Annotated in this window: 31 protein-coding genes; 9 read left to right on the top strand and 22 right to left on the bottom strand. The window is 32.9% G+C overall.

Translation table 11 applies throughout. The features are described 5' to 3' along the window. The first annotated feature begins 28 nt into the window (after window positions 1-28). Together METIN_RS02275 and METIN_RS02280 are read left to right on the top strand one after the other, a co-directional pair. Window positions 29-598, top strand: a complete 570-nt coding sequence (locus METIN_RS02275) for a hypothetical protein (RefSeq protein ID WP_013099872.1) — start codon at window positions 29-31, stop codon at window positions 596-598. Beyond that, the gene (locus METIN_RS02280) at window positions 599-790 is read left to right on the top strand and encodes a hypothetical protein (RefSeq protein ID WP_013099873.1); all 192 of its coding nucleotides are present in this window, start codon (window positions 599-601) and stop codon (window positions 788-790) included. On the opposite strand, the gene METIN_RS02285 is transcribed toward METIN_RS02280, so the two are convergent. Beyond that, window positions 755-1834, bottom strand: a complete 1080-nt coding sequence (locus METIN_RS02285) for an amidohydrolase family protein (protein ID WP_013099874.1) — start codon at window positions 1832-1834, stop codon at window positions 755-757. The two genes, METIN_RS02280 and METIN_RS02285, sit on opposite strands and share 36 nt — an antisense overlap. A gap of 29 nt (window positions 1835-1863) precedes the next feature. Here METIN_RS02285 and METIN_RS02290 point away from each other — a divergent pair, with 29 nt between their 5' ends. The 3 genes from METIN_RS02290 to METIN_RS02300 are packed head-to-tail and all read left to right on the top strand — an operon-like array spanning window position 1864 to window position 5488. Beyond that, window positions 1864-2817: a mechanosensitive ion channel domain-containing protein gene (locus tag METIN_RS02290; RefSeq protein ID WP_013099875.1), complete on the top strand. Its 954-nt coding sequence runs from the start codon at window positions 1864-1866 to the stop codon at window positions 2815-2817. Beyond that, window positions 2799-3809, top strand: a complete 1011-nt coding sequence (locus tag METIN_RS02295) for a hypothetical protein (protein WP_013099876.1) — start codon at window positions 2799-2801, stop codon at window positions 3807-3809. The genes METIN_RS02290 and METIN_RS02295 overlap by 19 nt, the downstream gene beginning before the upstream one ends. Beyond that, on the top strand, window positions 3806-5488 hold the full coding sequence (locus METIN_RS02300; RefSeq protein ID WP_013099877.1) for a DNA-directed DNA polymerase II small subunit: 1683 nt from the start codon (window positions 3806-3808) through the stop codon (window positions 5486-5488). The genes METIN_RS02295 and METIN_RS02300 overlap by 4 nt, the downstream gene beginning before the upstream one ends. Here METIN_RS02300 and cgi121 read toward each other — a convergent pair. From cgi121 to queC, 3 genes are read right to left on the bottom strand one after another with little or no spacing between them, the layout of a single operon-like run. Then, the gene (cgi121, locus tag METIN_RS02305) at window positions 5478-5912 is read right to left on the bottom strand and encodes a KEOPS complex subunit Cgi121 (RefSeq protein WP_013099878.1); all 435 of its coding nucleotides are present in this window, start codon (window positions 5910-5912) and stop codon (window positions 5478-5480) included. The two genes, METIN_RS02300 and cgi121, sit on opposite strands and share 11 nt — an antisense overlap. Further along, a complete protein-coding gene (locus tag METIN_RS02310) occupies window positions 5893-6675 on the bottom strand; it encodes a CBS domain-containing ParB/RepB/Spo0J family partition protein (RefSeq protein WP_013099879.1) in 783 nt (260 codons plus the stop codon). The genes cgi121 and METIN_RS02310 overlap by 20 nt, the downstream gene beginning before the upstream one ends. A gap of 6 nt (window positions 6676-6681) precedes the next feature. Then, a complete protein-coding gene (queC, locus tag METIN_RS02315; protein WP_269479002.1) occupies window positions 6682-7428 on the bottom strand; it encodes a 7-cyano-7-deazaguanine synthase QueC in 747 nt (248 codons plus the stop codon). A 138-nt stretch (window positions 7429-7566) separates the two neighbouring features. Here queC and METIN_RS02320 point away from each other — a divergent pair, with 138 nt between their 5' ends. The 4 genes from METIN_RS02320 (at window position 7567) to cbiQ (ending at window position 10980) form a co-directional block, all read left to right on the top strand. After that, entirely contained in the window at window positions 7567-9036 is a 1470-nt protein-coding gene (locus tag METIN_RS02320) for a methyl-accepting chemotaxis protein (RefSeq protein WP_013099881.1), read from the top strand. 180 nt (window positions 9037-9216) lie between these two features. Further along, a complete protein-coding gene (cbiM, locus tag METIN_RS02325; RefSeq protein WP_013099882.1) occupies window positions 9217-9849 on the top strand; it encodes a cobalt transporter CbiM in 633 nt (210 codons plus the stop codon). Further along, window positions 9849-10169, top strand: a complete 321-nt coding sequence (locus METIN_RS02330) for a PDGLE domain-containing protein (RefSeq protein ID WP_013099883.1) — start codon at window positions 9849-9851, stop codon at window positions 10167-10169. The genes cbiM and METIN_RS02330 overlap by 1 nt, the downstream gene beginning before the upstream one ends. Window positions 10170-10191: 22 nt before the next feature. Continuing rightward, entirely contained in the window at window positions 10192-10980 is a 789-nt protein-coding gene (cbiQ, locus tag METIN_RS02335; protein ID WP_013099884.1) for a cobalt ECF transporter T component CbiQ, read from the top strand. On the opposite strand, the gene pssA is transcribed toward cbiQ, so the two are convergent. Genes pssA through METIN_RS02420 form a run of 18 tightly spaced genes read right to left on the bottom strand, consistent with a single transcriptional unit; the run spans window position 10931 to window position 25465 of the window. After that, window positions 10931-11509 (bottom strand): CDP-diacylglycerol--serine O-phosphatidyltransferase, encoded by a 579-nt coding sequence (pssA, locus tag METIN_RS02340; RefSeq protein ID WP_013099885.1) that lies wholly within the window; start codon window positions 11507-11509, stop codon window positions 10931-10933. The two genes, cbiQ and pssA, sit on opposite strands and share 50 nt — an antisense overlap. A 1-nt stretch (window position 11510) precedes the next feature. Beyond that, complete coding sequence (gene ribC / locus METIN_RS02345) at window positions 11511-11978, bottom strand: riboflavin synthase (protein ID WP_013099886.1); 468 nt, start codon at window positions 11976-11978, stop codon at window positions 11511-11513. After that, window positions 11975-12649: a phosphoribosylformylglycinamidine synthase I gene (purQ, locus tag METIN_RS02350; protein WP_013099887.1), complete on the bottom strand. Its 675-nt coding sequence runs from the start codon at window positions 12647-12649 to the stop codon at window positions 11975-11977. Before purQ ends, ribC begins: the two co-directional genes overlap by 4 nt. Before the next feature lie 14 nt (window positions 12650-12663). Further along, on the bottom strand, window positions 12664-12810 hold the full coding sequence (locus tag METIN_RS07535; RefSeq protein WP_013099888.1) for a Trm112 family protein: 147 nt from the start codon (window positions 12808-12810) through the stop codon (window positions 12664-12666). Further along, the gene (locus METIN_RS02355; protein ID WP_013099889.1) at window positions 12800-13498 is read right to left on the bottom strand and encodes a hypothetical protein; all 699 of its coding nucleotides are present in this window, start codon (window positions 13496-13498) and stop codon (window positions 12800-12802) included. Before METIN_RS02355 ends, METIN_RS07535 begins: the two co-directional genes overlap by 11 nt. A gap of 9 nt (window positions 13499-13507) precedes the next feature. Then, entirely contained in the window at window positions 13508-13786 is a 279-nt protein-coding gene (locus METIN_RS02360) for a DUF167 domain-containing protein (RefSeq protein ID WP_013099890.1), read from the bottom strand. Next, on the bottom strand, window positions 13770-15254 hold the full coding sequence (gene tes, locus METIN_RS02365; RefSeq protein ID WP_013099891.1) for a tetraether lipid synthase Tes: 1485 nt from the start codon (window positions 15252-15254) through the stop codon (window positions 13770-13772). Before tes ends, METIN_RS02360 begins: the two co-directional genes overlap by 17 nt. Next, a complete protein-coding gene (locus tag METIN_RS07710; protein WP_013099892.1) occupies window positions 15255-15995 on the bottom strand; it encodes a 7-cyano-7-deazaguanine synthase in 741 nt (246 codons plus the stop codon). Beyond that, window positions 15970-16632, bottom strand: a complete 663-nt coding sequence (locus METIN_RS02375; protein WP_013099893.1) for an endonuclease III domain-containing protein — start codon at window positions 16630-16632, stop codon at window positions 15970-15972. Before METIN_RS02375 ends, METIN_RS07710 begins: the two co-directional genes overlap by 26 nt. After that, window positions 16619-17191 carry a DUF447 domain-containing protein gene (locus METIN_RS02380; protein ID WP_013099894.1) on the bottom strand — a complete coding sequence of 191 codons (573 nt, stop codon included), beginning with the start codon at window positions 17189-17191 and terminating at the stop codon, window positions 16619-16621. Before METIN_RS02380 ends, METIN_RS02375 begins: the two co-directional genes overlap by 14 nt. Next, window positions 17191-18411, bottom strand: a complete 1221-nt coding sequence (gene hisS, locus METIN_RS02385; RefSeq protein ID WP_013099895.1) for a histidine--tRNA ligase — start codon at window positions 18409-18411, stop codon at window positions 17191-17193. The genes METIN_RS02380 and hisS overlap by 1 nt, the downstream gene beginning before the upstream one ends. After that, on the bottom strand, window positions 18408-19457 hold the full coding sequence (locus METIN_RS02390) for a potassium channel family protein (protein WP_013099896.1): 1050 nt from the start codon (window positions 19455-19457) through the stop codon (window positions 18408-18410). The genes hisS and METIN_RS02390 overlap by 4 nt, the downstream gene beginning before the upstream one ends. A gap of 5 nt (window positions 19458-19462) precedes the next feature. Next, complete coding sequence (locus tag METIN_RS02395) at window positions 19463-19702, bottom strand: DUF4040 domain-containing protein (protein WP_013099897.1); 240 nt, start codon at window positions 19700-19702, stop codon at window positions 19463-19465. Between the two features lie 6 nt (window positions 19703-19708). Further along, window positions 19709-20395 carry an anaerobic ribonucleoside-triphosphate reductase activating protein gene (locus METIN_RS02400; protein WP_013099898.1) on the bottom strand — a complete coding sequence of 229 codons (687 nt, stop codon included), beginning with the start codon at window positions 20393-20395 and terminating at the stop codon, window positions 19709-19711. 10 nt (window positions 20396-20405) lie between these two features. Further along, window positions 20406-22607, bottom strand: coding sequence for a protein kinase domain-containing protein (locus tag METIN_RS02405; protein WP_232156308.1), 2202 nt, complete (start codon window positions 22605-22607; stop codon window positions 20406-20408). A 4-nt stretch (window positions 22608-22611) separates the two neighbouring features. Further along, window positions 22612-23805: an ATP-binding protein gene (locus METIN_RS02410; RefSeq protein ID WP_013099900.1), complete on the bottom strand. Its 1194-nt coding sequence runs from the start codon at window positions 23803-23805 to the stop codon at window positions 22612-22614. 38 nt (window positions 23806-23843) lie between these two features. After that, a complete protein-coding gene (locus tag METIN_RS02415; RefSeq protein ID WP_013099901.1) occupies window positions 23844-24446 on the bottom strand; it encodes a hypothetical protein in 603 nt (200 codons plus the stop codon). A gap of 5 nt (window positions 24447-24451) precedes the next feature. Continuing rightward, window positions 24452-25465: an ATP-binding protein gene (locus METIN_RS02420; RefSeq protein WP_013099902.1), complete on the bottom strand. Its 1014-nt coding sequence runs from the start codon at window positions 25463-25465 to the stop codon at window positions 24452-24454. Between the last annotated feature and the right edge of the window lie 15 nt (window positions 25466-25480).

Genomic DNA, 25480 nt, shown 5'->3' on the forward strand with positions numbered 1-25480 from the left:
TTTAATAAAAATAAAAGGAGGGATATAAATGAATAAATCAGAGTTATTATTTAAAGAGGGAGTTTTAAAGTTAAAAGAGAATGCTCCTCAGATAGTTATAAGCTTAATTATAGCTGTTCTTATCTGGCTCTTTGGGGTTTGGGTTTTCATCCCATTGGCTGATCAGTTAGGAAATCCAACAATTGGTTTATATGCCTTAAAACCAATTATCTCAGCTATCATAGGGTTAGCTCTGTTAATAGTTTTGTTAAGAATTGCCAAAGACTTTGGAGAGTTAATGGATGGAGTTGCTGACATTATAGCATCTAAGTTAATTGGAGAGAGAGCTACAGAGGAGAAGTTAAAGAGATACAGATATGGATTAAGAATGTTAGCTTATGTTATTATAGCCACTGTAGCTTACTTGTTCTTCCTACCAATACTGTTGGGAATAAATGTTGTCATAGCTGGAGTTGTTTTAATCATCTTAGTCATCTGGGCAGTTTTAACCTTAATTAACATTGGATATATGTTTGTTGATGAAATTGAAGAGGCTTCAAGATTGGCTATAGCTAAGTTGGAAGAGATGGCTAAAGAAGAGAAAAAAGAGGAAGAGTAAATGAGGAAGATAGTAGGATTAGTCATCTTAATAATAGTATTATTGGCTCTCTCATTTGCTCTCCCTTTTTACTCTAACTATTTAGGAGAATACTTAAGTTACTATATTCTTGCTCTCCTCATCTTAATTATCTTCTTAACCTTACTTTTAGGATTCTTACTTAGAAAGAAGGTTAAGGCTCTTATTAAGTAAGTCTCCTTTTTCCACCCTTAATATTATTGTAGCCAAAACATTCTTTGAAAATCTTATAACTCTTGGATTTATGAGGGTAAAGAGTGGTTTATACTCCTCTTCTATTAACCCAACTCTTTTAAGGTTTAATATCTTAGCCCCATTTACTGTAGCCATTCTAAAGATCTCTTTTGGCTCTAAATGATAAAATTTATAGATAAATTCCATCTCCCTAAAGATTGAAGGATGGTTAGCCATAAAGTTATCTGTCCCAAGGGCTTTTATACTCTTTATCTTCTCCAAATCTGGAAGGCCAACATTATAGTAAAGGTTAGACCTAACACAGAGAACCACTGGAATCTCATACTTCTCAATTAAATAACTATCCTCTTCAGTTAAGTGGGTTCCATGAATTATAAAGTCTGGGACAACCTTTAAGTTAATTAACCTCTCAATCTCTGTCATTCCATACTTTTTTAAGCTAAGCTCTAAAGCTCCTTTATGCTCAGCTGCATGGATAGAAAAGATTTTATTTTTTCTCTTACATTCCTTATATAACTCTCTTAGCTCTTCATCCTCATACTCATTAGCTCCACTCAACCCATAGCCATCAGAGAGATTTAAAACCCTCTCCCCCTTGTAAGTTGGCCTTCCAAGTATTACAGCTTTAATATCATCACTTAAACATTCTTTTAATAGCTTTACTCCCTCCACTCCTCCCTCTCTGAAGTCACAAAATACTCTACTTCCAAAGTTTATTAACTCCTTTATCCCTTCCTTTATAGCCTCTTTAATTTCCTCTCTACTTAACTTACCTAAATATTTATGTTTTAGCCCATTAGGTGGCTTAACCAACTCATCTAAACTTTTATTAATCCCAACATCCTTAATACAATTATCAGCTATGTGTGTATGTAAGTTAAAAATTCCTGGGATGGCTAAGCCAACATTCTCAGCTTCAACATGCTCATTGGTGAAGCCCTTAATTTCACCATCTTCAACAACTAAAACTCCTTCTTTAAGCTCATAATCTTCTCCATATAAAAATTTCCCTTTAAGGTACATAGAAATCTCCCCCTCTTGGTGTATTTTAAATGAATATTAGAATTGTTGTTAAGATACTAATTTTAATAGCATTGTTAAGCTACTTACTATCAAATATAAATTTAGAGTACACTCTTTTCTTATTTATTAAGGAGTATGCAAGAATAATATTTATCTCAGCTATTTTAGTTATCTCAGGGCTTATCATTAATGACATTGTTATCAGTTTCTTGGAGAGATATGCTAAAAAGATGGAGGATAAGGCAAATGAATATATAAGATTGGGATATATATTTAAATATTTAGTTTATTCTATTATCTTTCTTATTATTCTTTTCCTAATCCAGCAAAACACCTCTTCCTTAGTTGTATCCTTAGGGTTAATTGGAGCTGCTATTGCCTATGCCTTAAGGGTTCCAATCCTTAACATGGCTGGCTGGTTAGTGATACTATTCAGTAAGAATATTAAGATTGGAGATAGGATTAAGATAAGCAACTATGGAATTGGAGACATTGTAGGGATCAGCACTCAGCACATCTATTTAAGTGAGAGGGACACAAACTTAGAGCCAACTGGAAGGCTATTAATAGTGCCAAACTCAATAGTCTTTACAGAGTCAATTTCAAACTACACTAAGAGAAGCCCATATGTTTGGGACTATTTAGTGGTGCACTTCACCTTAGATAGTGATGTTGATAAGGCTAAAGAGATTGTTTTATCCTCAGCTGAGGAAGTGGTTGGAGAGTTAATGAGAAAGTTGTATGAGAAGTGGAGACTTAACAAGTATTTTAAAACTAAGTTGTTTGAGAAGCCATTTGTTAGGGTAGGGATAACAAGAACCTCTTTTTATGTTAAGGTTTTTTACATAACAAATGTCTATGAAAAACCAAGGGTTAGGAGTGATATACAATATTTAATTTTAAAGAAGGTTAAAGAGGAGAAGGATGTTAAGATAGCTTATCCACATGTTAAGGCAGTGGTAGAATGGAACAAGACTTCTTAGAGCTTGTTAAAACTTATAAATTTTTAATAAAGTTGAGACTAAGGAATATTTTTAAAGAAGAAAACATTGAAAAAGATTTAAAAGAGCTTGAGAAAATCTTAAATTTAAAGAGAGAGGAAATTTTAGAGCTTGTTGATAAGATTATAATAGCTATTATCTCCCATACAAAATACTCAAATTTTTTTATAAAAAAATATTCTGAGATATTGAAGGATAAAATTAAGGTTCCCAACAAAGTGTCTGTTTGGGATTTTATTAAAGTTTCAGGAGAGTCAAGAAATAATGACTTATCCTTGGAGAGGGTTGAGGTTAATAAAGGATTTGTTGATATTGGTGAGATAAAAGAAATTTATAGATATGAATTAGCAAGGCTTGAGATAAAGAAGTTGGTTGAGAGTGCTAAAAGGGTTGAGCTTCCTGAGAGTGAGGAGGTTAAGGAAGTAATTGAATATATAGATGAGCTATTAAAAGATAGCTTTAAGAGTGTTGAAGGTGTTAAAATAGAAGCCTCTTTTAAAGGAGAAGTGCCAATAGAATGGCATCCTCCATGTATAAGGAATATTTTAAATGATATCCTAAGTGGAGGTTCTCCTTCCCACTATGCAAGGAGAAGCTTTGTAGTCTATTGGTTTGCAGCTAAGTTTAATCCTAACCTAAGACCTTTAAAGGATGGGAAGTTAGTGGAGTTGTCAGCAAGGGACATAACATCAGAGAAAAATATTGAGGAATTTATAGAAGAGGTTATTAATATATTTAAGAATGTTGAGGACTTTGATGAGGAGAAGACAAGATATTATATAATGCACAACATTGGTTATAAGGTTGGACATCAGAGGTTTACCCACTGTGAATACTGTAGAAACTGGCAAAATGACAATGGGAAGGGGTTGGCTCAATACTGTACTCCTGATGAAATTTGCAAGAAGAAATTTATCATTCATCCCTTAGACTATCTTTGCTATATGATAAAAACAAGAGGGAAACATAAATGATAAACAAGTTCTTAGAGATAGAAGTCCTCTTATCTCCTGAGGTTTATGAAGAGCTAAAAAAGTTGAGTGAAGAGAGAATAGAGGAACTTATAGAAAAAATTAGAGAATTCAAATTTTACAATAGAGATTTTATCCTCTTAGACAAGAAGTTTTTTGAAATTTTTTTATATGAATCTTTAGAAGACATCATTAAAAAATATAAAAATTTTGATTTTATCTATTACTACACTGGAGTAACCTTAGAAACTGAAGAAAAACCTATAAAAGAGGAAGAAACAAAAGTTGAAGAAAAAGAAGAAATTAAGGAAGAGACTAAAGAGGAAACTATTGAGGAAGTTAAAGAAGAAATAAAAGAAGAGCATATAAAGGAATTAGAGAGAGTTGAAAAAATTAGAGAGAGCTTTAAAGGAAAGATAGAGTTTATTGCTAAGGATATAGAGACAAGAATTAGTATATATGAAGATACTGATGTCTCTAATAAATCAACATGTGAAGGAAAGATAGATGATTTCATAAGATACTTTAGGGATAGATTTGAGAGGTTAAAGAAATTTATAGAGAGAAGAGCTGGAAGGAAGGCTTTACCAATTTCAAAGTTAGAGAACTACAAAGGGGAGGAAGTTTTTACTGTTGGAATGGTTTATGATGTTAGGGATAGGGGAGATAAGGTTATTGTTGAAATTGAGGATGAGGAAGAGAGAGTTTTAGCAGTTATAGACAAAGAGCTATATAAGAAGTCTGGAGAGATCTTATTAGATGAAGTTATTGGCTTTATTGGGAAATTTAATAGATATTTGTATGTTAAAGATATTATAAGGCCTTCAATAAACAAGCCTTACATAAATAAAACAAAGGAAGAGCTCTACATGGCTTTCCTCTCAGATATACATGTTGGTAGTAATGAATTCCTCTATAAAGATTTTGAGAAGTTCATAGAATTTTTAAATGGAAATGTTAAGAATAGCTTAGAGGAAAAAATAGTTAGTAGATTAAAATATATCTGTATAGCTGGAGACCTTGTAGATGGTATAGGAGTTTATCCTGGACAGGAGGAAGATCTATATGAAATAGATATTATGAAGCAGTATGAGGAAGTGGCTAAGTATATAGAGCAGATCCCTGAGCATATAGCTATTGTCATCTCTCCAGGAAACCACGATGCTGTTAGGCCAGCAGAGCCTCAGCCAAGGCTTCCAAAGGAGATTATAAAGCTATTTAATAGAGAAAATATTTACTTTGTTGGTAACCCATGTACTTTAAATATTCATGGTTTAGACACTCTCCTCTACCATGGTAGAAGCTTTGACGACCTTGTTAGCCAGATACCAACAGCAAGCTATGAAAATCCCTTTACAATCATGAAAGAGGTTATAAAAAGGAGACATCTCTCTCCTGTTTATGGAGGAAGGTGTCCAATAACTCCTGAGGAAAAAGATTACTTGGTTATAGAGAGGGATATAGATATTTTACACACTGGCCACATACACATAAATGGTTATGGTATTTATAGAAATGTAGCTCTAATCAATAGTGGAACCTTTCAAGAACAAACAGATTTTCAGAAGAGGATGGGAATTAAACCAACTCCATCAATAGTTCCTATATTAAGACTTGACAGACTTGGAGAATCTAACCACTATATAGAGTGGGATAGAGGAATAGTGGAAGTTAAAATTTAATTTCTAAGAGAGAAATTTTTTCTAAAACTCTCTCTACTGTGTTCCCAAACCCCTTTATTTTGAAAGCGTCCCTTATTCTCTTCTCCTTCTCCTCATCCAACTCTAAGACAGAGTCATCAAGCTCTCCACCAATTTTTTCCAAGACTTTGTTTAAAGTTTCCTCATCTTTACAAATGATACAAACATTCCCATCTCTTGCTCCAATCATATTTATAGCCTCTCCTATCTGCCTTTTACCAGAGGCTCTTATTAAAATTTCCATCCAGAAGTTCTTAGCTATTCTCTTTTTACTCTTAGCTTGGTTTATAGCATGTATAACATGCTTTTTACTTGCTATTAAGTTAGCATTTAAAATTTGAAATTCTAAATTTTCTTTAAATATATCTTCACTAATTTTAGCTCCTCTAACTCCTCTTACAATCATGGCTAATCACAACATCCATATCTTTATTGGTTTCAACAATTTTAATATCATCCAAGGATTTTAAATTCATAGCCTCAGCTGTCTTCTCTATCCCAAGTTTCTTATCAGTGTCAAGATAGATGATATAGGCATCTAACTCATCTATCCCCAACCTCTTAGCAGCCACAGCTCTATGGTGACCATCAACCAAGATATAGTAATCTTTTTTGGTTTTTAAAACTATGATTGGCTCAGCTAACCCTTTCTTAATCTCATAGATTCTTCCAAGTAGCTCATCAGCCTCTATCTTATTTTGAGTTGGCTTAATCTTACTAACCTTAACTTTCCCCCTCTCAACCTTTGGATTATAGCCAAGGCTTTCATAAGTTTTAACAATCTTCTCCAACTTCTTTGGAGTAGTTTTTTCTATTTGAGATCTGATAACATCCATATTTGAGATGATACCAACTAAGTTATTTTCACTATCAACAACTGGCAACTTTGAGAAGCCAGTTCTAAACATAATTCTACCTACATCCATTATATTGGCATCAGGGTAGGTAACAACCATATCCTCCCTTTTTGTCATCAACTCCTTTACTTTTTTATTCTCATCCTCTCCTACAATATCTCTAACTGAGATAATTCCTACTAACTTCCCATCCCTAACCACAGGAAAAGAGTTATGTCCAGTTTTTTTAATTAGCTCTATAACATCCTTAACTGTTGCCTCTTCATTGATAGTGATAACATTCCTTGTCATATACTCAGAAACTTTAACCACTAAACTTCACCTTAAATATTTAGTCTCATCTTCAATATTGGCCAATTTAAAGGCTCTCTTCCTTCTTAGACAGCTTTCACACTCCCCACAGTGTAAAAAGCTCTCTCCATTATCTTTATAGCAAGAGTAGCTATACTTCAAAACCTTAACTCCTAACTTCTCCTCAAGCTCTTTCCCAAGCTTTACTATCTCCTCCTTAGTTTTATCATAGAGAGGTGCTTCAACCTTCACCTTATTTAAAGTTCCATACTCAAGAGCTCTATTAAAAGCCTCTACAAACTCTATAGTATTGTCTGGGAAAGTAACTCCTTCCTCCTTATTTATGCCTATAAATATTTTTTCTCCATCTATAGCCTCTGCAAATCCACTGGCTATAGCTAAGAAGATAACATTCCTTGCAGGAACCCAAACAGCTCTCATAGTTTCAAAGGCTTTCTCACTATCTAAGTCTTCAAATGTTAGCTTAGGAATCTCTTTATTGGTTATTAAGGCACTTTTACCAAACTCTTTAACAAAGTTAAGTTCTACAACTTTATGCTCAATCTTTAAAATCTCAGAAATCTTCTTAGCAGCTTCAATTTCCCTCTTAGCTGCTCTCTGCCCATAGTTGTAAGTTATGGCCAAAAGATCATAGCCTAAGGCTTTAGCATACATAGTAGCCACTGTTGAATCTAAGCCACCACTTAAGATAGAAACAGCTTTCATGTTCTCACTTTTTGAAAATTTTGTTAATTTAAAAAAATAACTAAAAATTAATTTTATATATCTCCTAAATTTTAAACCTTATATATAATATTTCAATACTCTATATTAATAAACTTTAATATTATATTTATTTTTATTTTTTCTTTTACTTTATTTAATAAAAATAGGGTAAGGGGGTAAGAGGTTATGGGGATCAGTGTAAAGATAAAAATTTTGGCTGGATTAGGAATATATGTGTTACTATTAATAATTTTTTCTATCATAGTGCTTCTGAATTTCGGATTTTCTCCAATAATTGTTATATTTGATGTTTTGTCAATAGTACTTTTTGTGATATTGTTTATTTTTTATAAGAAAACCATCTTTGATCAGTTGGATGAGTTAGTAAGAGTTATGGGAGAGTTTGCCGAAGGTAAAACCGATATTGTGAGAAACGAAAAAATAAAGTTTGATCCAAATGATGAAATTGGAAAAATTTACTATAGTGCTAAAAAAGCATATATTACCTTTAAAGAGGAATGTGAAAAATGTAAAAGAATGAAGGAAGACGTTGAAAGATTAATAAAAGATATAGAAAAGGTTATGGATGCTGTAGCTAATGGAGACTTAACTGTAAGAATGTCTGAAACTGGGAGAAGAAATATAATTCAGAAGAAAGTTAATAGAGCCTTAGATCTTTTATCTAAGACTGTTTTTGATTTACTATCTGTTGTTATTAAATTAAAAGAAGAAGTAAATTCTATTAAAGAAGAAGTTGAAAGATTAAAAGAAACCTCTGATCAAATTGCCGATGCTGCTAACCAAGTTGCTGTAGCTGCAACAGATCAGTCTAATAAGTTACAAGATATAACTCAAGAGTTAGAAGATGTTAATAAGTTAGCCAACGATGCTTACAACTCAGCGTTAGAAGGAGTTGAAGCTGTTAAATCTGTAGAAGAAGCTTCTCAGGTTGGGGTTGAGAAGGTTGAAAACGCTATAGAAACAATGCAAAGAATAGCTAACGTTATTGATGAATTAGGAAGAGCGTTAGAAGAGCTTGGTAAGAAGAGTCAGAAGATTAATGAGATTACAGCTTTAATTAAAGATATCGCCGAGCAAACAGGTTTATTAGCTTTAAACGCTTCTATTGAAGCTGCAAGGGCTGGAGAGGCTGGAAGAGGTTTCGCTGTAGTTGCAAGTGAAATTAAAGGCTTAGCCGAAGAGATTGGAAAGTCTGTAGACGACATCAATAAGACAGTTGAAGAGATAAGAGAGGCTATAGAAAAAACAATAGACTTAGGATTAACTGGAAAGAATGAAGTTGATAAAGGAGTTGTTGCTATAGATGAGGTTAATAACGCATTCTTAAAGATAAAAGAGGCTGTTGATAAAGCTCATGAGAAGATAGAAGGAATTAAACAAGCTGCTCAGAACGTAACTGAGAATGTTGAAAAAGCTTTAAGAGATGTCCAAGATGTTGCTTCAATCTCAGAAGAGTTCGCTGCCACCGCTGAGGAATTAACAGCTTCAACTGAAGAGTTGAACGGAGCTATTGACAACTTTAGAAAATTAATAATTGATTTAGAAGAAACTGCTAAGATAGCTGATGAATTAGCTAATAGATTTAAAATTGATGAAGCTAAAATTAAAAAAATGGCTAAAAATGGAAAACTATAACTTACAAGATTTAAGTTTTTTATTTTTTTTACACCTATTTTATTAAAAATTTAAGCTATTTTAATAACAATTAAAATATACTTTATAGAAAGTAATATAAAGCAATATATAGTATTAAAAGTAGTGTTAAGATTACCCATTAGCTATTACAAAAATTTAAAATAGTAGGAAGGTGGAACCATGCACATCCCAGATGGATTTATGCCACTATGGGAAAGTATCCTTTTTTGGGTTATCTCTTTAGTGTTTATAGTTATGTCCTTAAGATGGGCTTCCAAAGCACTTAATGAGAAAAATATCCCACTATTTGCAGCCTTAGCAGCTGGGATATTTGCAATGCAAGCCATGAATATGCCTATCCCATGGGGGACAAGTGGGCACTTAGTTGGAGCAGCACTAACAGCAATTTTATTTGATAGCCCATGGGCTGGGGTTTTAATGTTAACACTTATTTTAATTGTTCAAGGGTTGTTCTTTGCTGATGGTGGATTGTTGGTTATGGGAGCAAATATCTTTAACATGGGAATTATTGGAGGATTTGTTGGGTACTATGTATATAAGGCACTGGAAAAAGTAAGTGTTCCAGTTGCTGCCTTTGTGGCTGGCTGGGCAGCTACATTTTTAGCAGCTATAGCATGTGCCATAGAGCTGGCAATAGGAGGAACATTCCCATTAGATAAAGGATTATTCTTTATGGGGCTGTATCATGCAATAATAGGAATAATTGAAGGAGCAATAACTGCTATAGTTGTAACCTACTTAAAAAATGTAAAACCAGATTTGGTTAAGTCTTCTCATAAAGAGGTGATGTAATGGACAACAAAAAAATTATAATTTATGGTTTAGTTGTAGCTATAATAATAAGTATCTTAGCCCCATTCTTAGCAAGCCCTAACCCTGATGGCTTAGAAAGTACAGCTGAGAAGGTTGCCAATGAAAAGGCTTTAGAGAAAAACTTAGAACAGCTTGGATTAGAAGAAGAGGGATCAGTTGCTCCAGCTCCAATGCCTGACTATTCAATCCCAGGATTAGGGAAGATTGGTGAAATCTTAGCCTTGATTGTAGGGACTATAATAGTGTTTGCCTTAGCCTATGGCTTCTCAATCATTGTAAAAAGAACCTCTTCCCAATAAAAAATTTTTTTAAGGTTTTTGAATGCATAGAAATATAAGAGACTTGGAAAGACTAACTCTAAAAAGGAATTTTTTAAGCTCTATACATCCAAAAATAAAGTTAATTTCTATTTTTTTAATAATTATTTACATAAATTTACAGAATAATATTATCTCATCCCTTATTTTAGAGCTCTACCTTCTCTCTTTATTAGCTTTATCTAACTTACTCACTGAGGGAATTAAAAGAATTATCCTAATTTTACCTTTTGGCCTATTTCTATCTGCTATACAACCATTCATTAGAGGAGAAACCATAATATTCAAAATTTTATATTTCCCAGTTTATTATGAGGGTTTAGTATTTGCCTTACTACTTTTCACAAAATTTTTAGTTGCTGTCACTGGAGTAATTCTATTGTCAATCTCTACTCCTATGCATAGTGTAATAAAAGCCCTCAGAGGTTTGGGACTTCCCAATATTATGGCTCTTCTTTTAGGGATAATGGTTAGATATTTATACTTAATGTTTGAACTTTTGGAGAAGATGCTAATAGCTTGGGAAGCAAGAGGCTTTAACAGAAAAAATTTGAAATATAAAGAAGTTTTAAAAATTTTTGGTTACAGTGTTGGATCTCTATTGATAAGAGCTTATGAGCAGGGAGAGAGAACATATTTAGCCATGGTTTCAAGAGGATATAGTGAGAATAGTGACTTCTCCCTAAATGATGAGAAGATAGAGAAAAAAGATTATTATTTTTTAATCTTAACTATCTTTGTAATTATTCTCTCCTATATAGTGAGTAACCTATATACAATAAAATTATTATAAAGATTGGCTCAGGATGGTTGAGGATGGCTAAGATGATTGAGATAAAAACCAATAGCCCAACTCTCAAATCCCTTACTTTTTTAAATTTTATGTCTGAGACCATAAGATAGGAAACAAGTAAAGATAAGAATATTATTATATGGGGATTTTTAAACAACTGTAAAGAGGCTATTATAAATAAAGACCCTGCTGGGATTGGTAAGCCTATGAAGTCTTTACTATTAACTATATTGAATCTTGCCAACCTTAATGAGCCAGCTATACAGTAAATTATAGCTATAAAGATAGAAACCTTAGCTAAAAAATAGCTTGTTGCTACTCCAAAGCTAACTATGTCTGATAAGCTATCCAACTCCTTCCCAAACTCTGTAACTGTCTTAGTCTTCCTTGCCACATAGCCATCTAAGGCATCAAAGATAACAGCAATGTAGATAAAGTTAGGCTCATTAAAATAAATTGCCAATAAGCCAAAAGTTAAATTTAAAATAGTTACTAAGTCTGAGATTGTAATTATTTTAAGAATTTCCATTTTATTCCCTTGCTGGCCCAGCATCTTCAAATCCTTGCCTTAACCCCTTCCCAGCCATCTTTGTTAAATACTCTGGCTTAAATAGTAAGTAATAGACATTTTCAGCATGTTCTTCAGCTCTTCTCTTAGCTAACCAGTCAAGCTCTTTATCATCCTTAGCCTCATCCTCATGGACAAAAACTTCTATTATATGCTTATTAGTCATTAATTGAGCCATCATTAAGCCTAAGGAAGCCTCATGAGCACAAACCTTATCCTTCTCAGCCTTCCCAGGCATTCCTAAAGCCATAACTATGTCACAGCCTTCCTCTTCTAAGAGTTTTTTACAAGCCACTGGTAAATCCTTAATTCCTGGAACAGTTTTTCTAATGATCTTTATGTTTGGAGATAACTCCTTTAACTTCTTTATAGCTGCTGATGCCATATCAACCCTTGCAAAGGTTGTATCCACTATTCCCACTTTCTTCATTCTATCATTCCCTTAAACATTCTTAAGCCATCATCACTTCCTAAAATTTTTTCAGAGGCTCTCTCTGGGTGAGGCATTAATAAGAGACAGTTAAAGTTTTCATTACAAACTCCAGCTATGTTATCTATAGAACCATTTGGATTAACCTCTTCTCTAACCTCTCCAGTCTCATCACAGTATTTAAAGACAATCATCTTTTTTCTATACATGTAGTCAAGGGTTTCATCATCTGCAAAGAATCTACCTTCAGCATGGGCTATAGGGATTTTTAAAACTTCTCCTTTTTTATAGTATTTTGTGAATGGTGTCTTATTGTTCTCAACTCTAATATAGACCCACTTACAGATAAACCTTGAATTTATATTATTTGTTAAGGTTCCTCTTGAGAATCCAGCCTCTAATCCAATCTGAGCCCCATTACAGATGCCTAAGACAGGCTTACCTTCATCAACCATCTTCCTTAAAGCTTTTATAACAGGCATCTTAGAGGCTATAGCTCCAGCTCTTAAGTAGTCTCCATAAGAAAATCCTCCAGGGATAACAGCTCCTGAGTAGTTGTCTAAGTTCTCCTCAGTGAAAAAAACCAACTCTGGCTTACCTCCAGCAACCTTTATAGCATGACAAACATCTAACTCACAGTTTGTCCCCAAGAATTTGATAACAGCTATCATTTTCCCCCTTAATCTTAAATTTTGAGTATTGGAATATTGTCAATAATTTCATACTCTTTTTTACATCTCTTACAAACTAATTTATTCCTCTCTTTTTTATATTCAAGCTCTCCCTTACATTTAGGGCAACATAATATATTTAAGTATTTCTCAATCCACATTTTTTAACCCTTGATAGAGATCAATGATATTCCCATTTAAGAATGCTGTCATTGTACAAATAACTCCTGGAGGAACTATATTAATTTCACTACCATTCCTAACAAATCTTAAGTTTTCAAAGGATAGTAAGGCTCCATAGATTAAATAGGCTAATCTCTTTATCTCCTCTAATTTCTTTACAGTTATCACAACTATGGGATCATCTGTTTCCTCTCCAACATAGCCAAGGCCATCTATATATCTTGTTTCCACAGAGGAGCCAACAGAATAGCCAAACTTCTCTCCAATCTCTTTAACAAATGAGGCCATCTCATTAACTATCCCTTCCCCTCCATAGGTGTCAAATGCCACAACTATAGCATCTCCATACTTAGAGTATGCCTTAGCTACAGCATATGAAATTCCTTCCCCAGCCTTCTCCTTGGCTTGAGAAACTCCATTTAGATCATCAAAGCTTTCAGCATGGTTATATAAAATTTTAAACACTCTTTTATTATTCTCCTCTATCTTCTCCTTATTAGGAACTAAGGAAGTAATAACAATGTCATCTCCAGTTATATTGGAGACCCTTGAAATAATATTTATCTCCCTTAGCTCTCTTAACTCTCTATCTATTTCTCTCACAAGGTTAAGGTTGGCTTTAACATCATTGTCAAAGATATCAACCCCTATACTAACAATATACAAGATTCCACCCTATATAAGAGAATTTAAGATTTCTTCAACCTCCTTTAAGGGCTTTCTTATAAGTATTGTTTTCTTACTACTCTTCTCTCCAGCAACTATTTCCACATCTCCAAAGAGCTTAGAGAAAAATTTAATTATCTCCTTATTGGCCTTTCCTTCAACAGGTGGAGCTTTAACTTTAACCTCCAACCTATTCCTCCACTCATCTCTCCCAACAATTTCAGTTTTCTTAGCATTTGGAGTTACTATAATATCTAATAAAGTTCCTTCCTTACATTCCCTTAGCATGTTTCCACTCTTTTATTGGAACTGAATATTTTTCTTCATACTCCTCTCTATATAGGGTGTTGAAAGAGCAGAAGGGAATTATCTTTCCATCAGGGAGAGCATAATGGATAGCACATCTACTAACCCTTTGAATGTCAAAGTTATAAGGATCCATAAAGTGCATACACCCAACCATGACAACATTGTAATGGAACTTAACCAATGAGTTATAGTCTCCTCTTATAATGTTTAAGATTAGCTCAGCCAATCTCTTATAACCAATGTCATCCAACTTCTTAAGATCAATGTGCTTAATTAAATCTTTTAACAGCTCTCCTTTAACAATTAACTTAGACATCTTTTTCTCTTCAAGTTTCTCTATCAAATCTTCAACATCTTCTAAGAATCCATCTATATCTACTACTTTAGTTAATGGAACTACCTTATTCTTCTCTTTGTTGATTATTAAGTAAGATGCCACTCCACAGCAAGGATGACAGCTTAGTGTTGGCCTCTCAACTTCAGTAAGTTTTGAGGCTAAGGCACTTAACTTAGCAACAGAGGGGACAGGATAAAAATCTTCTCTATCTAAAAACTCTGTCTGCTCTTCAACCAACTTTATAAAGTCTGGAATGGTTATTCTCCACTTTAACCTTTCCTCCTCATTTATCCTCCCTGTAAAGGAAACTGGTTGAAAGTTAATTCCTCTAACAACATCAACATTGTCTATAGCATATCTTATTATATCTCCAACCTCTTCATCATTGATTCCTCTAACTAAAGTAGGAACTAAAACAACACTTCTAAAATCCACTTTTCTACAGTTCTCTATAACCTTCTTCTTTAGTGGTAATAGATTTTTCCCTCTTGCCTCTAAGTAGGGTTTCTCAGTAACTCCATCAAACTGTAAGTAGATGGTTGATAGCTTAACCTCTTTCAACTTCCTTAGATAGTCTAAATTCTTTAACCTAATTCCATTGGTAGCTATTTGAACTTGTAAAAAGCCCATCTCTCTGGCTAACTTTATAAGCTCTGGAAGATCTTCTCTAACAGTTGGCTCCCCTCCAGCAAATTGAATAGCTGGAGTTGGTGGCTCTTCACTTCTTAAAATTTCCATCATCTTCTTAATCTCTTCAAAGCTTGGCTCATAAACCTTTCCTGTCTTGTTTGCATTGGCAAAGCAGATAGGACAGTTTAAGTTACATCTGTTAGTTACATCTATATTAGCCAATATAGTGGTTGTCCTATGAGATGGGCAAAGACCACAGTCAAAGGGACAGCCATCTTTTGTTTCACTTTGATAAACCTTAACTTTGTTGTCAAACCAATACTTTAAAGCTTTTTTATACAAGTTAGAGTCTCCCCAGTAAATATCTTTAAATTCTCCATGCTCTTCACATCTCTTTTTTATCCAAATTTTTCCATCTTCTTCATAGATCTCTGCAGGAATTCTTTTATGGCATATTGGGCAAATAGAGAGAGTTTTCATTTATTTCTCACCTTCTAAGATATGTAAGATATTTTTAAATCCTTCATCAGGACTAATAACCTTAGCCCTAACCTCTCTTAAAATTCTCTGTATAGTAAATTTATAGCTCTTATTTTTTATATGATACTCCCTTAAAAGAGAACAACCATATCCTTGCTCTATAACAATATTCTCACTCTTTAAAATTTTCCTCTCCTCATCTTTTGTTAGAGCAAAAAAGGAAGGTAAATTAATCCTATAGAAGTTATCAACTTTATAAAAAGAGAGTGAGCCAAAGGCTAAGAGATCTCCAAAGATAACAAAGTCTTTAGCCCTTTCATAAATACTCTCTTCTATAATTTTATGACATCTTCCACAGGGATGATATCTATTTTCTATAACACTTTCTTTATAAATTCTATCTAAATCAACTTCAACTATTTCCAGCTTAATCTTTAACTTCTTGGTTAGCTCTTTGATATAATCTAAATAGCTCTCCTTATGTAAGTAAGGAGAGTAGCAAAAGACAGCCTTTATTTTAAAAAGCTCTCTCCCTATAACTGCTGATGCTGAGCTATCAACCCCTCCAGAGAAGGCTAAAACAGCTTCATACTTTTTCTTAGCTGAAACTTTTTTATAAAAATCTAAGGTTTCTAACCTTAACTTTAACATCTCCCTCAAAGTTTCTTTTAACTCCTCATCTATACCTAAACTTTCCAAGACTTTTAATGAGCTTTCAACCCTTAACTTCTTTAATAGCATAGTCTTCACTATAAGGACAAATATTTTTTAATGGACAGGTTAAGCACTTTGGAACCTTTCTACAAGCTCTTTTACAGTGCTCAACTATTAAAGCATTATACTCCTTATAGATCTTTAAATCTCTTGGAATCTGGCTTTCAAAAAATCTCTTAATTTTTTCATAATCTTTCTCATGAATTATATTTAGCCTTCCAAATAACCTTTTTGTGTATGCATTAACAACAAATGTTTCCCTATCTAAAGCATAGAGTAAGATAGAATCAGCAGTTTCCTTGCCAATTCCTTTAATACTTAGTAATTTTTCTCTTAAGCTAATTAAGCTTTCATCACTCTTAGCCATCTCATCAGTTGAGCCATAGTTATTAACTATGAAACCTGTAAGCTCTTTTAAAGCCCTTGCTTTCCTTTTATAATAGCCAACCTTCCTAATTATATTTATTAGCTCATCCTCATCAATTTTTAGAATTTTCTCTTCATCAATTAAATCTCTCTTCTTCATCTCCTCAATAACTTTCTCAACTCTACTCCACTGAGTTCCTTGGACTAAGATAGAGCCTATAATAACTTCAAACCTTGTCTCAGCAGGCCACCAGTTTTGATATCCATAAGTATTTAAAAGTTTTTCATAAATTTTCATTAGCATATCTCTCCCTTAACTTAGACAGTAGTAGATCAGCTAAGGCTCTACACTCCTTGTTTCCAAGTCTTTTAACCTTCTTATATAAACTTAAAAACTCTTCCATAAGTTCCTCATCTTCATACTTAATTAACCTACTGTATAGAACAGAGAGTTCAACAAGTAAGGAAGAGCCTCTATTGTAAGGCTTAGGAACCTTGTTAAAGTAAATCCTATCTATCTCCTTAGCCTTTATAACCATAACCTTAGCCTTTCCAAACCTATCCTTCCTTTCAAAGCTTTTCCTTTCAAAAATTTCATAAAAGATTGAGTAAAAAGAGTTTTTTAGGAAGGGAATATCTTTATTAAATAAGTAGTCATCTTCATCACTTATTAAAGCCTTGGCTAAATCTATTGGCTCCACAACATTTAAAGAAAAGTAGTTATTCTCTTTTAAAATTTCATAGGTGTGTGAGCCTTCATAGAGATAGATCTTAGCAATATCTTTATTTATGTAAGCTCCAATTGGAGCCTTATTTATAAAACTTCCTTTACAGACTAAGACATATTCCCCTAACATTATATCACTTCTATATCTACCAATTTCTGCTCTCCACTTTCCATATCTTTAATAGTAACCTTCCCCTCTTTAACCTCTTTCTCTCCAACAATTACCACTTTACTTATCCCCTTACTGTTAGCATAGTCTAAAGCTTTCCTCAACTTCCTTCCCATGATTTCCAGCTCAACCTTTTTCCCTTTCTTTCTTAATATATTAGCTATCTCCATAGCTTTAACTATCAAGTTCTCATTTAGTGGAATAACTAAATATTTCTCCTCTTTAATCTCTATATCTACATTCATCATAATTCTATCAAAGCCATAGGCAAAGCCAACAGCTGGCTCTGGCTCTCCTCCAAAGGTTTCTATTAAGTTGTCATATCTTCCTCCACCACAGATCTGCTTAGCCCCTTTCTTCCCATAAATTTCAAAAACCATCCCTGTGTAGTAATCTAAACCCCTTGCTATGCCAAAGTTTATTTTATAATTGTCATAAGTATATTTTAATATATTCTCTAAATTCCTAACAGCTTCTAAAGACTCTGGGAAATCTTTTAATAACTCCTTAGCCTCTTCTAAAATCTCTTTCCCTCCTTTAAGCTCTAAAATATTAAATATTAAATCTCTCTTCTCCTTATCCAGTATCTCAGTTAAATATTTATCTAAGCTTTCATAGTCTTCTTTATCTATTAATCTCCTTATTTTAACTTCTTCTTCCTCACCAACTTTAAATTTTCTTAGTATTCCTCTCAAAACTCCTAAGTGTCCAATTTCTAAGCTAAATTCAACATCTATATTTTTTAACCCATCTATAGCTAAGTTGATAACCTCAGCATCAGCAACCTCTCTTTTACAGCCAATTAATTCACATCCCATCTGCCAGAATTCCCTAAACCTTCCTGCCTGAGGTCTTTCATATCTAAAACAGTTTGCAAAATAGTAAAGCCTTAAGGGCTTAGGATAATTTTTTAGCTCATTCAAGTAGAATCTAACCACTGGAGAAGTCATCTCAGGTCTTAAAGATAGCTCTCTTCCACCATGATCTTTAAAAACATATAACTGTTTCCTTATCTCCTCTCCAGTTTTTTTAGCAATTAATTCAAAGCTCTCAAAGGTTGGGGTTAATATCTCTTCATAACCATAGCTTTCAAAAACCTCTCTTAACTTTTTCTCCACATATCTCCTTTTTTTCATTTCCTCTGGAGTAAAGTCTCTTGTTCCTCTTGGCTTACTGATCATTCTCTCCCTTCTTTTCCCTTAGCTTTCTTTTCTAACAATACAAAACAACCCCTTGGCCCAAAGGCATAGATAATATCTCCTGGCTTTATTAAAAAAGTTGGCTCAGGATTTATATAAATTTCATCTCCTCTCTTAACTCCTAAGACAGTTAATCCTGTCTTTTTCCTAATTTGGCTTTGACTTAATGTTTTATATGCAAGCTCTGAACCTTCTTCCACTTTAATCTTCTTCACATCAACATCCTCATCAAACTCATCACTTGCAACCTTAATAAAGGTGTGTAGAAAATCTAAGAGTCCTGATCTTAAGCTAAGCTCAGCCATCCTTAGCCCACCAATTAGGTAGGGAGAAACAACTCTATCAGCTCCAGCAGCCTTTAGCTTTTTTATAGCTTCATATTCATCAGCCTTAGCAACAACTAAAATATTTTTATTAAGCTCCTTAGCTGTTAAAGTAACAAAGACATTATCAGCATCCTCTGAGAGGGCAGCAATTAAGCACTTAGCCTTTTCAATATTTGCCTTCTTTAAAATTATGTCTTTCCTTGCATCTCCAATTATGTAAATGAAATTTTTATACTTCTCAAGAGCTTCTCTTATCTTCTCTTCATCCTTCTCAATGACAACAACCTTAACCCCTTCCCTTAAAAGTTTATAGACTATTACTCTACCCAATTTCCCATAGCCACAGACAATATAATGGTCTTTCAAGCTCTTTATTAGGTTCTCCATTCTTTTAACCCTTATAAGCTCTTTAAGCTTTCCCTCAACTATGAACTCAGTTATGAGGGAAAAGAGATACATAACTATTCCAATACCAAAGGTTAGGTAGATGATGGTTAAAGCTCTCCCTAAAAAAGTTTTTGGAGTAAAGTCTCCATAGCCAGTTGTAGTTATGGTTATAACACTAAAATAGAGGGCTGTGAAGAAATCAACATTTTCAATTACACTTATCAAGTAGGCATAACTCAAAATTAAGGAGAGTGAAAGAGCTATCACAATGGCAAATTTTTTTATAAATTTATTGTATTCTTTGTAAATATCCAAGGGTTTCACTCATCTATTCTCTGAGTTCTTCTCACTGTGAAGGCAAAGAGAGCTGGCAAGATAGCTCCACCCAAAACAGCAGCTGTTAGGGCTACATCTGGAGCTAAGAGGGCATAGTAAAGATAAGCTACACAGAGGCCAGCAAAGCCAGAGAGGATTATGCACTTAATAAGATCCTTCTGCAGAAGTGAGGCTAAGCTTGTTAAAATAGCCAACACTAAGACAATATAATTTATGATTTCCATTTTATTTCACCAGTAGCATCTTATCTTAACATTAGTTAAATATCTTTCAGCCACTTCTTTTAACTTTTCCAACTCTTCCCTTTTAGGCATTGGAAACTCTCTAAACCTTTTATCATAAGCTTTTGTAGGATCATACTGTTGTATCACATATAAGTTACAATTAATATTTTTTGCTATCTCCTCTATATCTTTACTATCCATAAATTTTGGGATGTAGGTAGTTCTACACTCTACATAAACCCCAGCCTCTAAAGAGAGATTTATGGTTTTTAATATTTTATTTTTAATCTCTTCCTCATTTTCTTTACATCTTGTTAGCTCCCTATATTTATAGAATGGGCATTTAACATCAATGGCTATATAATCCAAATATTCCAAAATTTTGCTAACAATCTCTGGCCTTGTTCCATTAGTGTCCAACTTAACCAAATATCCTAAGTCCTTAGCCTCTCTTGCTAATTCAATAATTTCCTCTTGTAAAGTTGGCTCTCCCCCTGAGATCACTATGGCTTCAGTGAGAAGAGGATCAACCCTTTTTAAAAACTCTTTGACAGTTATACTATGTTTAATTTTTAAAATATTCTCTAAGTTATGACAGTATGAACATCTAAAATTACATCCTGAGAGAAAGATGACTGTAGAAGCCTTTTTTGGAAAATCTATAGTTGAAAACTCCATCCCAGAAACTTCCATAGGTAACCCTTTATAGCTCTTTTCTAATTCTATTTAGTAAAACTTCAAGTCTTTCAATGGTGTTCTTACTTATTGGAATGTCTTCTTTAATTAAGTATTCTATGTCTCTTATAGCTTTTTCTAATTCTTTTTTGTTCTCTTCTGATTTAACGTAAGCTTTTAGGGTTTCTAAAACCTCCAATAACCCAACCTTATCGTTGGCTTTTGCACAGTTTAAAGCGAGCTTTGTTGAAGTTTCTACAAACTCTTTTATAAGTTTTTCAATTTCTTTTTTATCAGTTGATTTTTTAATTAGTTCTGTTGTTTTTGTTAGAGTTTCTTCAAGTTTTTCTTTTTCTTTAATTAACTCTTCTAATGAATTCAAAGCTTCTAAAACTTCGTCCATTGATTGGAATCTATCTTCTTTTCTCTTTGCTAAGAACTTATCAAATATTCCGTTAAATATTGATAATTTTGGATTAATCTTTGACGGAGGGGTTGGTTTAATACTTGGATTTATTATTTTTGATATTACTTGAGCAGGGGAAGAACCTTCATAAGGCAGTTTTCCTGTTAATAACTCGTAAAATAAAACTCCTAACTGATAAATATCTGTTCTCTCGTCTGTTTTTCCATATTCTCCTTCGTCTATTTGTTCTGGAGCTGAGTATAGTAACGTTAAAGCCTTTGCCGATGTTGTTGAAGATTTCGCTCCTATCTTAGCCAATCCCCAATCAGAAATTTTTGGAATTATGTCGGAGGTTAGTAAAATATTAGATGGTTTTATGTCCCTATGAATTACTCCCCTTGAATGAGCATGTTTTAATCCTTCAGCGATCTGTTTTACGATCCTTAAAGCTTCTTTTGGATCCAAGGGCTTAGGATACTTATCCAAATCTCTAATAATTTTTCCATTTAATTTAACTCCATCAATATATTCCATCTCAATGTGAGGAATTGGCTCAATATAAGCGTCATACATTTTAACGATATTTGGATGGTTAAGATTTTTCCAAGCTTCTATTTCTTTTAGTAGCGATTTCTTAGCTTTTTCATTAAGAGAAGGGATTTTTAACGCTATTGGTAATGTTCCACCTTTTCTTTTAACTTTGAAAACTTTTCCAAATCCTCCCTCCCCTAATTTTTCTAATGGAATATATTTATTTAAAAGTTCTCTTGGAAAGTCTATAACATTATCGATCTTTTTTTCTACATCTTTATTTTCTTTTTTCTTTTTTGTCTTTTTCTTCTTTATAAATAGTATAGATCCTCCTATTAAAACTAAACCTATTAATAATATAGCAGCTTGAAATCCATAATTATTAACATAAGATTCTAAACTTGATGGTTTTAATAATATATTATTCTTATTAGATGTAGAGCTTACAATAGGAACTAATTTAGCATCAATAGTTTTAATCTCTCCTGAAGAAATATAGATCTTTTTAGTGTAGTCTTTAAAACCCTTTTTTGTAATTTTTATAGTATGATATCCGCTATCTAACTTAATGTGAATTGGAGGATGCCCAACATATTTACCATCAATATAAACATTAGCTCCTTCAGTACTGTGAATTGTTAGATATCCAAACTTAGGAACCAATTTAGCGTTAATAGTTTTAAACTCTCCTGGAGAAATATAAACTTCAGTACTATATTCCTCAAATCCCTGTTTTACTAACTTTAACTCATGACTTCCTGGTGTAACATCTATTGTTTTTGGAGTAATTCCCATATATTTACCATCAATATATATCTTCGCCCCTGGTGGATTTGATTCAATATATAAAGATCCTTCAGCAGGAATAACTTCAAAAGTAGTTGAGTAAGTTTCAGAATGGAAAAATTCGCCAACATCTAATAAACCAGTATCATAATAATTAATATCAACATAAATAGTTTTAATTCCAGGATTTGCGTTTTTATCTACATATATCTTAAAAGTAAATGTTGCTGAGCCATATTTTTCAATATTTACTGGTGAAGACTTAGAGGGGCTAATATAAATGTTTGGATCATTTGAATAAGGTTTAACTACTACATCTTTAGCCCAATCTTCACCACCAACCTCTCTTATATAAACTGTTAATGTTCCAGAGCCTCCAGCAGGAATTTGGTAAGGATCTATAGATATTGAAACATCTAATTTAGGATTTCCTAATTCTCCACTGACAAAATTTATATTTAACAGAACTCCAACCAATAAGAGAGTAACTATTATCTTTAACTTCACTCTTTCACCCTCCAAATTCTTCAGCCCACTTCTCATACTTTTTAATCTCTGACTTGGTTAAAGGGCTTTTTATCTTTTTGAAGGCTTCTTCAAAGTCCTCATTAGTTAGTGGCCTTACTTTCAACTTTTTATTTTTCAATTCATTGTAAGGAAGTTTAGCCAACTCATGTAAATTTTTATTAACATCCCTGATCATGTTCCAAATAGCCTCTTGGCATAAGTTTTTTAAGTCTCTACCTGAATATAACTTCTCTACACACTTCTCAGCAATCTCATCTAAGTTAACATTTAACTCAAGCCCTTTAGTGTTAATCTTAATTATCTCTTTTGTAGCCTCCTTGTCTGGCAAGGGAATGTAAATTCTTCTTGAAAATCTTGATAAAATAGCCTCATCTAAGTCCCAAGGTGTGTTAGTTGCAGCCAAGGTTAGAACTAAGTTGTCACTTCCCTTATCCTGAAATCCATCAAGCTCAGTTAATAATGTGGAGAGCATTCTCCTTGAGGCTTCACTTGTGTCTTCCCCTCTCTTAGTGGTTAGAGCATCAATCTCATCTATAAATATAATACTTGGCTGTAACTCCCTTGCTACTTCATAAAGAGCTGAGATGATCTTTGAAGATTCTCCAAAGTATTTACTTAAAACTGAGGAGGCTTTAACATTAAAAAATGTTGCATCTAAGCTTCCAGCACAGGCAGAGGCTAATAAAGTCTTTCCTGTCCCTGGAGGGCCAAAAAGTAAAATTCCTTTCCATGGCTTTATTGATGCTGGCTTCTGTAGAGCTGAGATAACAATAGTTTCCATCAACAGCTTTTTAATATCCTCCAAGCCACCAATGTCATCCCACTTCACTGAAGATTTTTGAATAAGATTATTTTTAACATAGCTCTTAAATTTGTCTAATTCATCCTCTTCTTTAACTCTCTCAGATCTTTTCTTTGGAATCTCTTCAGTTCTTTTCTCTGAGCTTGATAATAAAATATTATTGATATTTTTAGCTACCATTTCCCACTTCTCAGCCTTCTCTAAATAACTTTTTTCATTGTATTTATCATACTTAGCCAGCAACCTTAATAACTTTGCACACTCTAATGCTTTTTTCTTGGCTAAGATAGTATTATTTTGCTCTTTTGCTTTTTCATACTCTCTTTTGGTTTTTTTAAATTGGCTAAATAGTACTCCAGATAAGTCAATTTCCATATATGCCACCTAATGAATATTTTATTTCAAAAAAAAATTTAGTTTTCCAAGAGCTTCTTTTTATTTTCCTCTGAGATTATTCTCTTAGCATCCTCTACATCTAACTCTCCCTCTTTAAGAGCATGGATAGTATTTAGGATATCTTGAATATCTTCATCTTGCTCTTCAGATGTTGAATCTAAGAGACTGTCTGTGATCCCAAGAGCCATATTTAAAGAATTAATTAGATTCTCCTTATCTAATTTCATTTTAATTAGATACCTCTCTAACTCACCTTGAGACATATTTCTTAGAATATTCCAGAGGGGAGTAGATTTTAGGATGTGTTCATTTTCTTTAACTATGAGTAAGTTCTCTATAAATCTAAGTTGTTTATTTAACAATGCATGAGAATTTTGTAATTGCTTCTTTCTCTGGTTTAGAGTTTTTATCTTTGTAGCAATTGTTAGCTCTTCACTTTTACTTTTAGAATTTTTTGCTCTCTCAAACAGTTGGTTAATTTGGTTATCTATTGTTAAAATTTCTCTCTCTAACTTCTCAATTTGTATATTTAGTTTTATTTTTGATTCATTTAGTTCTTTTATTGGTAAATCTAAAGGATTTTTATTTTTAGAAAACAATTTTTTTAGCATATTTATCATTTTTATCACCTTTTAATATCTAAATTTCTTATGGAATACCATTTTTTTATTGATGTTGGCTTTATTATGCCGTTAATAATGTCATAGAAGAGAATTTCATTTTTTATTAGAAATTTAGTGTCTTCAAAAATTTCATCTTCAAAGTTGTCAATATTCACTTCAATACTGTTTTTAAATTTATTTAAAACTCTTAATAGGTTTTCTTTCCTCTCTCTGTTTGTCTTTAATAGGTAAATTAATTTATCTCTTTCAATATTTATCCACTTTTTTATGGTTTCTTCAACTGTTAAGCCAAGCTTTTTATTATTTATTAACTCGGTTATTTCATATGGTAAGGAGAGGTAGTTTATAGCGTAATCTATCTCTTTTTCACTGAAGTTCTCTTCTTTTAAGATTTTTTTAATGTCTTCTTTTTCTAACCAATCAATTAAATAGTATTCGGAAGCGTTTTCTAATGTAGAGTTTTGGTATATTTCTTCAATAAATAGGGTGTCAGAAGTTAAGCAGATGACATGGCATGAATGTCTAACTTTGGTTAGATGTACAAAGAGGTTAAATAGCTCGTTTAATAAAGATTTTTCTCCATTAAAGTAAATATTTTTTAACTTTTGAAGCTCGTCTATAACTAAAACCGGCTTTTTCCCCTCTTTTATAACTTCATTAATACTTTCATTTATCTTAGCAAAGACATCGTTTAAAGAGAACTCTTTAAAATTTAGCTCTCTCTCAACTCCGAATTTAAAAACTCCTAAGTTAAATTCCAGCTTATTAGGAACATATTTTTTATCAGATCTTTCAAAAAATATTTTAAAAAACTCTTCCTTTGTTGGCGTAGCATATTTCCTTAAATCATAGTAGAAAAACACTATATCTTTATTTCTAAGTTCTTCAATAACTTTAAGCATCACTGTCGTTTTTCCAGAAGATTTAGGACCATAAACGAATAAAATAGAGTTTGGCTCCAACTGGCAATAAGTTTTTAGATATCTAACTTCTTCCTCTCTATTGTAGAATTTCAATTAGATCACCATATT

This window comes from Methanocaldococcus infernus ME (genome assembly GCF_000092305.1).
Lineage (GTDB): Archaea > AGJL01 > Methanococci > Methanococcales > Methanocaldococcaceae > Methanocaldococcus > Methanocaldococcus infernus.

Bases quoted from the DNA above. Each gene is read 5' to 3' on its own strand.
- METIN_RS02375 (WP_013099893.1), bottom strand. From the start codon at position 16,632: ATGAAAATTTATGAAAAACTTTTAAATACTTATGGATATCAAAACTGG.
- tes (WP_013099891.1), bottom strand. From the start codon at position 15,254: ATGAAAACTCTCTCTATTTGCCCAATATGCCATAAAAGAATTCCTGCA.
- ribC (WP_013099886.1), bottom strand. From the start codon at position 11,978: ATGAAGAAAGTGGGAATAGTGGATACAACCTTTGCAAGGGTTGATATG.
- METIN_RS02410 (WP_013099900.1), bottom strand. From the start codon at position 23,805: ATGGAAATTGACTTATCTGGAGTACTATTTAGCCAATTTAAAAAAACC.
- METIN_RS02330 (WP_013099883.1), top strand. From the start codon at position 9,849: ATGGACAACAAAAAAATTATAATTTATGGTTTAGTTGTAGCTATAATA.
- METIN_RS07710 (WP_013099892.1), bottom strand. From the start codon at position 15,995: ATGCTATTAAAGAAGTTAAGGGTTGAAAGCTCATTAAAAGTCTTGGAA.
- cbiQ (WP_013099884.1), top strand. From the start codon at position 10,192: ATGCATAGAAATATAAGAGACTTGGAAAGACTAACTCTAAAAAGGAAT.
- pssA (WP_013099885.1), bottom strand. From the start codon at position 11,509: ATGGAAATTCTTAAAATAATTACAATCTCAGACTTAGTAACTATTTTA.
- METIN_RS02400 (WP_013099898.1), bottom strand. From the start codon at position 20,395: ATGGAAGTTTCTGGGATGGAGTTTTCAACTATAGATTTTCCAAAAAAG.
- METIN_RS02290 (WP_013099875.1), top strand. From the start codon at position 1,864: ATGAATATTAGAATTGTTGTTAAGATACTAATTTTAATAGCATTGTTA.
- METIN_RS02395 (WP_013099897.1), bottom strand. From the start codon at position 19,702: ATGGAAATCATAAATTATATTGTCTTAGTGTTGGCTATTTTAACAAGC.
- cbiM (WP_013099882.1), top strand. From the start codon at position 9,217: ATGCACATCCCAGATGGATTTATGCCACTATGGGAAAGTATCCTTTTT.
- METIN_RS02275 (WP_013099872.1), top strand. From the start codon at position 29: ATGAATAAATCAGAGTTATTATTTAAAGAGGGAGTTTTAAAGTTAAAA.
- purQ (WP_013099887.1), bottom strand. From the start codon at position 12,649: ATGATAGCTGTTATCAAATTCTTGGGGACAAACTGTGAGTTAGATGTT.
- hisS (WP_013099895.1), bottom strand. From the start codon at position 18,411: ATGATCAGTAAGCCAAGAGGAACAAGAGACTTTACTCCAGAGGAAATG.
- METIN_RS02295 (WP_013099876.1), top strand. From the start codon at position 2,799: ATGGAACAAGACTTCTTAGAGCTTGTTAAAACTTATAAATTTTTAATA.
- METIN_RS02320 (WP_013099881.1), top strand. From the start codon at position 7,567: ATGGGGATCAGTGTAAAGATAAAAATTTTGGCTGGATTAGGAATATAT.
- METIN_RS02280 (WP_013099873.1), top strand. From the start codon at position 599: ATGAGGAAGATAGTAGGATTAGTCATCTTAATAATAGTATTATTGGCT.
- cgi121 (WP_013099878.1), bottom strand. From the start codon at position 5,912: ATGATTGTAAGAGGAGTTAGAGGAGCTAAAATTAGTGAAGATATATTT.
- METIN_RS02415 (WP_013099901.1), bottom strand. From the start codon at position 24,446: ATGATAAATATGCTAAAAAAATTGTTTTCTAAAAATAAAAATCCTTTA.
- METIN_RS07535 (WP_013099888.1), bottom strand. From the start codon at position 12,810: ATGTGGATTGAGAAATACTTAAATATATTATGTTGCCCTAAATGTAAG.
- METIN_RS02360 (WP_013099890.1), bottom strand. From the start codon at position 13,786: ATGCTAAGGGAATGTAAGGAAGGAACTTTATTAGATATTATAGTAACT.
- METIN_RS02285 (WP_013099874.1), bottom strand. From the start codon at position 1,834: ATGTACCTTAAAGGGAAATTTTTATATGGAGAAGATTATGAGCTTAAA.
- METIN_RS02380 (WP_013099894.1), bottom strand. From the start codon at position 17,191: ATGTTAGGGGAATATGTCTTAGTCTGTAAAGGAAGTTTTATAAATAAG.
- METIN_RS02300 (WP_013099877.1), top strand. From the start codon at position 3,806: ATGATAAACAAGTTCTTAGAGATAGAAGTCCTCTTATCTCCTGAGGTT.